Annotated in this window: 2 protein-coding genes; both read left to right on the top strand. The window is 39.1% G+C overall.

The features are described 5' to 3' along the window. A partial coding sequence (locus PX636_RS06260) for an SDR family NAD(P)-dependent oxidoreductase (protein WP_288116522.1) occupies positions 1–2,085 on the top strand: 2,085 nt, incomplete at its 5' end. Between the two features lie 362 nt (positions 2,086–2,447). Continuing rightward, a partial coding sequence (locus tag PX636_RS06255; protein ID WP_288116521.1) for a non-ribosomal peptide synthetase occupies positions 2,448–7,602 on the top strand: 5,155 nt, incomplete at its 3' end.

Here is a 7,602-nt window from a genome sequence, read left to right as displayed (position 1 = left end):
CGGTTTGGAAATGGAGAATTTAATTCTATTTTAAAAGAAATAGATATTTTATTAGAAAACGCTCAAACCATTCCTGATTGGTTTTACCAGAAAGTTTGGAAACCTCGATCTCCAGTTAACTTAAAACCCGAACTTTCCAAGTGTTGTAGTTTAATTTTTCTGGATTCCTTAGGTTTAGGAGCATCTTTAGCAGAAAAAATTCAAGGGCAAAACTTACCCTGTATCACGGTTTTAGCAGCGGAAGAATTTTCTCAAATCAGTCAAAATTGCTATACCCTAAGACCCGGGACAGCCAATCATTATCAACAGTTAATGGCATCTTTATCCGAGCGAAAAATTATTCTTGGCAATATTATTCATCTGGGGAATTATCAAGACTATCAGGGAGAAATTTCAACAATTGAACAGTTAGAAAAAGCACAAGAAAAAGGGACTTATGATTTATTATTCCTAGTTCAAGCTTTAGCTAAAACTCATGATTTTAACTCAAAAATTCAATTGCTATTTGTTTCTAGTTATAGTCAATTTGTCATAGAAACCGATGAAATTGCCTATGAAAAATCTCCAGTTTTAGGACTGATCAAAACCCTAGCTCAAGAACTTCCTTGGTTAAATACTCGTCATGTTGATTTACCCCTGGATCAAACCGAAATTAATGTCAGTTATCTGCTGCAAGAACTATCCGTTTTATCCAAGGAAAGAGAAATTGCCTATCGCAACGGGAAACGTTTAATTGCAGGTTTGGAAAAAGTCAATTTACTTCAACACCCCCAACAGGAATTACCCTTTAAATCAGGGGGAATTTATCTGATTACTGGAGGACTAGGAGGGATTGGCAGACAAATTGCTCAGTATTTGCTCAAAAATTATCAAGCTCGTTTACTGTTAATTGGAAAAACACCTTTACCAGAAAAACACCTTTGGAGTGAGTACCTCAAAACCGAAGATCAATTATCCTTAAAAATAAAAAGTCTCCAAGCTTTAGAAAACCTTGGGGGAGAAGTAATTTATCAAGCGGTAGATGTGGCTAATTTCCCTCAAGTTAAACAGACTGTAGAACAGGTAAAAAGACAATGGCAAGGAGAACTTAATGGGGTGATTCATCTGGCTGGAATTTACAAAGATTGTTTACTTCTGGACGAAAATCAAGAGGGTTTATCGACAATTCTTCGTCCTAAAGTAATAGGAACTTGGGTTTTACATCAACTTCTCAAAGAATCTCAGGGAATTTTTATTAGTTTTTCTTCCTTGGCTAGTTTTTTTGGAGGAGCGGCTTTGGGTTCCTATGCGGCGGCTAATAGTTTCCTTGAGTCTTTGAACAGCTATCAAAAATCTAAGAATTTGTTCCCCAGTTATTGTTACAGTTGGACAACTTGGCAAGAAACCGGGATTAGCCAAGGTTATCAGATGCAATACATAACTCGATCTCAAGGGTATTATGATATGACAGTACGGCAAGGTTTAGACTCATTTCTAACGAGTTTATATCACAACCAAAGACAATTAATGATCGGTTTAGATGGGAGTAATAGCAAGATTAACCGTTTCACATCTAGGTCGGAAGGATGCCAAAAGTTAACGGCTTATTACACCCGTAAATCTACAGTTCAATCGGTCAATCTACCTAATCATGTTAGTCTAAAAGATCGATTTGGAACGTCCTATCAATGTCCCCTGGTGCTGCGGCAATCCCTCCCTATCAAGGATAATGGAGATATTGATAAGCGGCAATTACTCAAGGAACTCCAAGGCAAAGAAAATAACGAATTGATAGCACCCAGAACGGAAGCTGAACGTCAAGTTGCTAACATTTGGCAAAAGGTGTTAAATCTATCTCAAATTGGAATTCATGACAATTTCTTTGAACTAGGAGGACATTCTTTACTGGCGAGTCAAGTTATTTCTCGTTTACGCGATGTTTTCTCGGTAGAATTGTCGTTGCACAGTTTATTAGAATACCCCACCGTTGCCAGTTTAACTCAAACGATTGAGGTGCTTAATGTAGCCAAAAATAGTCACAGTCTATCCAAAAGTGGTAAAGTTATGACAACAGCCTCAGAAAATTATGAAGAAGGAGAATTATGAAAATAGCTTAACTAAAATTTAAGCTTTTCAGAGCCATTTTGGAAAAAATGTAAAAAATTGTATCCATCACTAAAATTTATCATCCAGAATATGCTATAAATAGTTTCTGTTTAAAACAGTCTTTTTGTGGAGTATGTAAGCGGTTGCTCCCATAGTAACTGACTTTAACAATAACCACTCACTCCTCGCCATTGATAACCTTTATTTGTGCCATAGTGTTTAGTCTTTGAGGGTATTTAAATTTATGAGAACCGTTGATTATATCTCTAACAGTAGCTCTAGCTTGAGCTACTGAACCCAGCCAAACATCACCCCCCATTCCAAAAATACCAGAACATCAATTAGGGAAAAGGATACTATTAATGAAAGTCGCAGAATTTTTATCTTACTTAAATAGTTTAGACATCAATCTTTGGCTTGAGGAAGATAAGTTAAAATATCAAGCTCCCCAGGGAGCGATGACACCGGAAATTAAGCAAGAAATCGGCACAAGAAAACCAGAAATTCTCACTTTTTTAAGAAGCGCAACAACACCGTCTAAACCCCTTGAATCGGTGATTGATCCCGTTGCCAGAACTGAAGAGTTACCTCTATCTTTTGCTCAACAGAGAATGTGGTTTCTCTATCAGATGGATCAGCAAAATTCGGCTTATAATGAAGCTCTAACCATCCGTTTAACGGGACGCTTAAACATTGATATTTTAGAGCAAACGATTAATGCTATTATTCAACGGCATGAGAGCTTACGCACAAGCTTTCCAATGGTTGAAGGAAAACCTATTCAAAAAATTGCTCCATCTCTAAAGATTAAATTATTAGTTATTAATTTAAAGGATATTTCCCAAGATCAAATTGATAAACAGATTATTGAAGAACTACAAAAACCCTTTGATTTAACTCAAGCTCCCCTATTACGATGTACTCTGTTTGATCTGGGATATGAAAATTATATTTTAGTTAACGTTTTCCATCATATTATTATCGATGGTTGGTCAAAGGGCATTTTATTTAAAGAATTATCTAAATTTTATCAAGCACTTTTATCCAATTCAACCGTAGATTTACCCGAATTACCTATACAATATGCGGATTTTGCGGTATGGCAAAGACAATGGTTACAAGGTGAAATCTTAGAAAATCAGTTAAATTATTGGAAAAAACAATTAACGGGCGCTCCTCCTTTATTAGAACTTCCAACCGATAAACCCCGTCCAGCTACTGCCAATTTTCGAGGTCATAGTATCTCGTTTCAAATTAACTCAGAACTCACCGAAAAACTGAAACTTTTGAGCCAAAAGTCGGGGGCGACTTTATTTATGACCTTACTGGCTGCTTTAAACACTTTACTCTTCCGTTATAGTGGCCAAGATGATATTTTAATCGGGACACCTACCGCCAACCGAAACCGACAAGAAATTGAACCTTTGATTGGTTTTTTTGTCAACACTTTAGTGCTGCGAAATTCCCTAGAAGGAAATCCGACTTTTTCGGGATTATTACAGCAAGCTCGCAATGTTGTTTTAGAAGCGTATGCTAATCAAGATGTCCCCTTTGAACAAGTGGTTGATGGGTTAGAAATCGAACGAAGTTTAAGTTACAATCCCTTATTTCAGGTCATGTTTGCGCTGCAAAATGCCCCCCTCAATGCTTTAGAATTACCTGATTTAAAGGCTCAATATTTAGCCGTTGAAAACCAGAGAATTAAATTTGATCTCAGCTTAGTTTTAGAGGAAATTGAAACCGAAAAAGGAGCTTATTTAGAAGGTTTTTGGGAATATGATAGCGACCTATTTACCGCCGAAAGAATTACCCGCATGGTGGGTCATTTCCAAACTTTATTAAAAGGAATTGTAGCCAATCCTCAGCAAACCATCGGGGAATTACCTTTACTGACTGAATCGGAAAAACAGCAATTATTAGTAGAATGGAATCAAACTCAAACGTCTTATCCTGATCATTACTGTATTCATCAGTTATTTGAAGAACAGGTAAAACGCACACCCGAAGCGGTAGCAGTTGTATATTCAGAGCAACAATTAACCTACAATGAGTTAAATTGTCGAGCTAATCAGTTAGCACATTATTTGCAGTCTTTAGGAGTAAAACCTGAGCAATTAGTGGGGATTTGTCTTGAACGTTCTTTAGACATGATTGTGGGGTTATTAGCGATATTAAAAGCGGGTGGTGCTTATGTTCCTCTTGACCCAGAATATCCAACTGAGCGTTTACTGTATATCCTCCAAGATGCTCAAATTAGAGTTCTGTTAACCCAAAAACATTTAATCGCAGGACTTCCAAAACACCAATCAGAAATCGTTTGTTTAGATACTGACTGGTCGTTTATCACTCAAGCACAGGAATCAAATCCCTGCTGTGAAGTTCAACCGGAAAACTTAGCTTATGCAATCTACACTTCAGGTTCAACAGGAAAGCCAAAGGGAGTGATGATTCAGCACTCCTCCGTTGTCAATCTTGCTCACGGACTGCATGAAGCTATCTATGCTCACCATCAGATTTCCCCATTGCGAGTCAGCATCAATGCCTCTTTAGCTTTTGACGCTTCTGTGCAACAAATTATTCAACTGATATATGGTCATAGCCTGAACATTGTGCCAGAAAAGGTGCGATTTGATAGCCATGCCATGTTATCCCACCTGCGGCAGCAAAAAATAGATGTATTGGATTGCACACCATCGCAACTGAGGCTACTAATTTCAGTAGGATTGCTAGAAAGTGACAATCATCCTCAATCTGTCTTGGTGGGAGGAGAAGCCATTGATGAATCTATGTGGGCTACTTTGGCCAAGGCTGAAAACATTAATTTCTATAACGTTTATGGCCCGACAGAATGCACTGTGGATAGCACGATATGTTTGATCACAGCTAACCTCAAACCAGTGATTGGTCGTCCCATTGCTAAGGTAGAAACCTATATTTTAGACGAATATTTGCAACCTGTTCCTGTTGGTGTGCCTGGGGAATTACACATAGGCGGTGCGGGATTAGCGAGAGGCTACCTCAATCATCCAGAGTTAACCAATGAAAAATTTATCCCTCATCCCTTCCATCAGGAAACAGAAAGCAGATTATATAAAACGGGAGACTTAGGGCGTTATTTACCCGACGGTAATATTGAGTATTTAGGACGCATTGACAATCAAGTAAAAATTCGCGGTTTCCGCATTGAATTGGGAGAAATTGAAACCGTTCTTAGTCAGCACAGTGCGGTCAAAACGGCTGTTGTTATTGCCCAAGAAGATGAGACAAATCAGAAACGTTTAGTCGCCTATATTATTCCTCAAATAGAGATTATTTCCACTCCAAAAGAGCAAAATTCGCTTAATGTTACTGAACTGCGGCAATTCCTGAAAGCTAAGTTACCAGAGTATATGATTCCTAGTGCCTTTGTCATTTTGGAATCCCTACCCTTAACACCTAATGGTAAGACTGATTACCGTGGTTTACCGGCTCCCGAATTCCAAAGCCAAGAGCAGTATATTGCGCCGCGTAACCCCATTGAAGAGATATTATCATCGATTTGGGCAAAAGTATTAAAAGTTGCACAGGTGGGGATTCACGACAACTTCTTTGAGTTAGGTGGACATTCATTATTAGCAACGCAACTAATTTCGCGCATCCGTGAGGCTTTTCAGGTAGAAATGCCCTTACGCGAGTTATTTGTTGCACCGACAATCGCCGAATTGTCCCAGGAAATAAAACGGCTTTCCGAAGGAGAACAACTCACTGAACTGCCGATTTTACCCAGGGACAAAGCAGCAGAACTACCCTTATCTTTTGCTCAGACTCGTCTCTGGTTTTTGGCTGAATTTGAGTCGAATAGTTCTTTTTATAATATCCCCCTAGCCTTGCGTTTAGAAGGAACTTTAAACTCAGAAATCTTAATCCAGAGTTTAGAAGAAATTTGCGATCGCCATGAGGCTTTACGCACCAACTTTATTACCGTTGATGGTATCCCTACCCAAGTTATACAAGCACGAAACTGGACAGTTACGGTTGTGGATTTACAGCATTTATCTAGCAGTGAACAAGCAATTGCCTCCCAAGAGTTAGCACAAAATCAAGCGATTCAACCCTTTGACTTAGCCGGTGAACCCTTAATCAGAATCACTTTATTGGTGTTATCTGAAACGGAACATCTCTTATTAGTCTGTATGCACCATATTGTCAGTGATGGCTGGTCAATGGAGGTATTTCTTCAGGAACTAACCGCCCTCTATAATGCTTATATTCAGGGTTTATCTTCGCCTCTCAATCCCCTATCTATCCAGTATGGAGATTTTACCCTTTGGCAAAGACAATGGCTGCAGGGAGAGGTATTGCAACAGCAACTAGACTACTGGCAAAAACAGTTAGCCGGCGCACCGGCCCTCCTATCTTTACCAACAGATAGACCTCGACCCAATCAACAAAGTTTTGCTGGGGGACATTTACCCTTTAGCCTTTCTTGGGAATTAACCGAAAAACTGACCCAATTAACCCAGGAACAGGGTGTCACCTTATTTATGACCCTGTTAACCGCTTATGCTGTCTTACTTTACCGTTATACAGAACAGGAAGACATCTTAATTGGCACTCCCATTGCTAACCGTAATCGCAGTGAAATTGAAGGTTTAATCGGCTTTTTTGTCAATACTTTGGTCCTGCGAATTGACTTGTCAGGTAAGCCCAATTTTAATCAGTTATTGGGTCGAGTACGGGAGATGGCAATGGATGCCTATGCTCATCAGGATTTGCCCTTTGAAATGTTAGTAGAAGTCCTACAACCTGAACGAGATTTAAGTCACGCGCCTTTATTTCAAGTGGATTTTCTGCTGCAAAATAGTCCCCCGTCTCCCTTAGAACTAACAGGATTAACCGCCACTCCCCTCACCACAGAAAATGACACCGCCAAATTTGATCTAACCCTGGCGATGGAGAATACCGGTGCAGAATTAAAAGGGGTATGGGAATATAATACCGATTTATTTGATCGCAGCACCATTGAGCGATTAACAGGGAATTTTATCACCTTGCTAGAAGCATTGGTTGTTAACCCGCAACAGCCAATCTTTCAACTACCACTATTAACCGAAGTCGAGGCAAAAGAATTATTACAAGACTGGAATGCTACCGAAAAAGAATATCCTTTCCATCAGTGTATTCATCATTTATTTGAAGAACAAGCAGCACGAACACCGGCTGCAGTAGCAGTGGTCTTTGAAGGTCAAGAATTAACCTATCAAGACTTAAATATTCAGGCGAATCAATTAGCCCATTATCTTCAATCTTTGGGGGTAAATTCAGAAGTTTTAGTTGGCATTTATTTAGAGCGGTCGCTGTTAGTTATTGTCGGATTATTAGCAGTTCTCAAAGCTGGAGGAGCCTATATACCTTTAGATCCAGATTATCCCCAGCAACGGTTGACTTATATGGCAGAAGATGCCCAAATTTCTCTACTGCTAACTCAAGAAAGTTTACTCGATTCTTTACCAGCAGAAGATGTGGGGGTAATTGTCT

Origin of the sequence: Microcystis sp. M53598_WE2, from assembly GCF_030067735.1 — a bacterium.
GTDB lineage: Bacteria > Cyanobacteriota > Cyanobacteriia > Cyanobacteriales > Microcystaceae > Microcystis > Microcystis aeruginosa.
The sequence above is the reverse complement of the archived record's forward strand: the minus strand, read 5'-3'. Positions and strand labels throughout refer to the sequence as shown.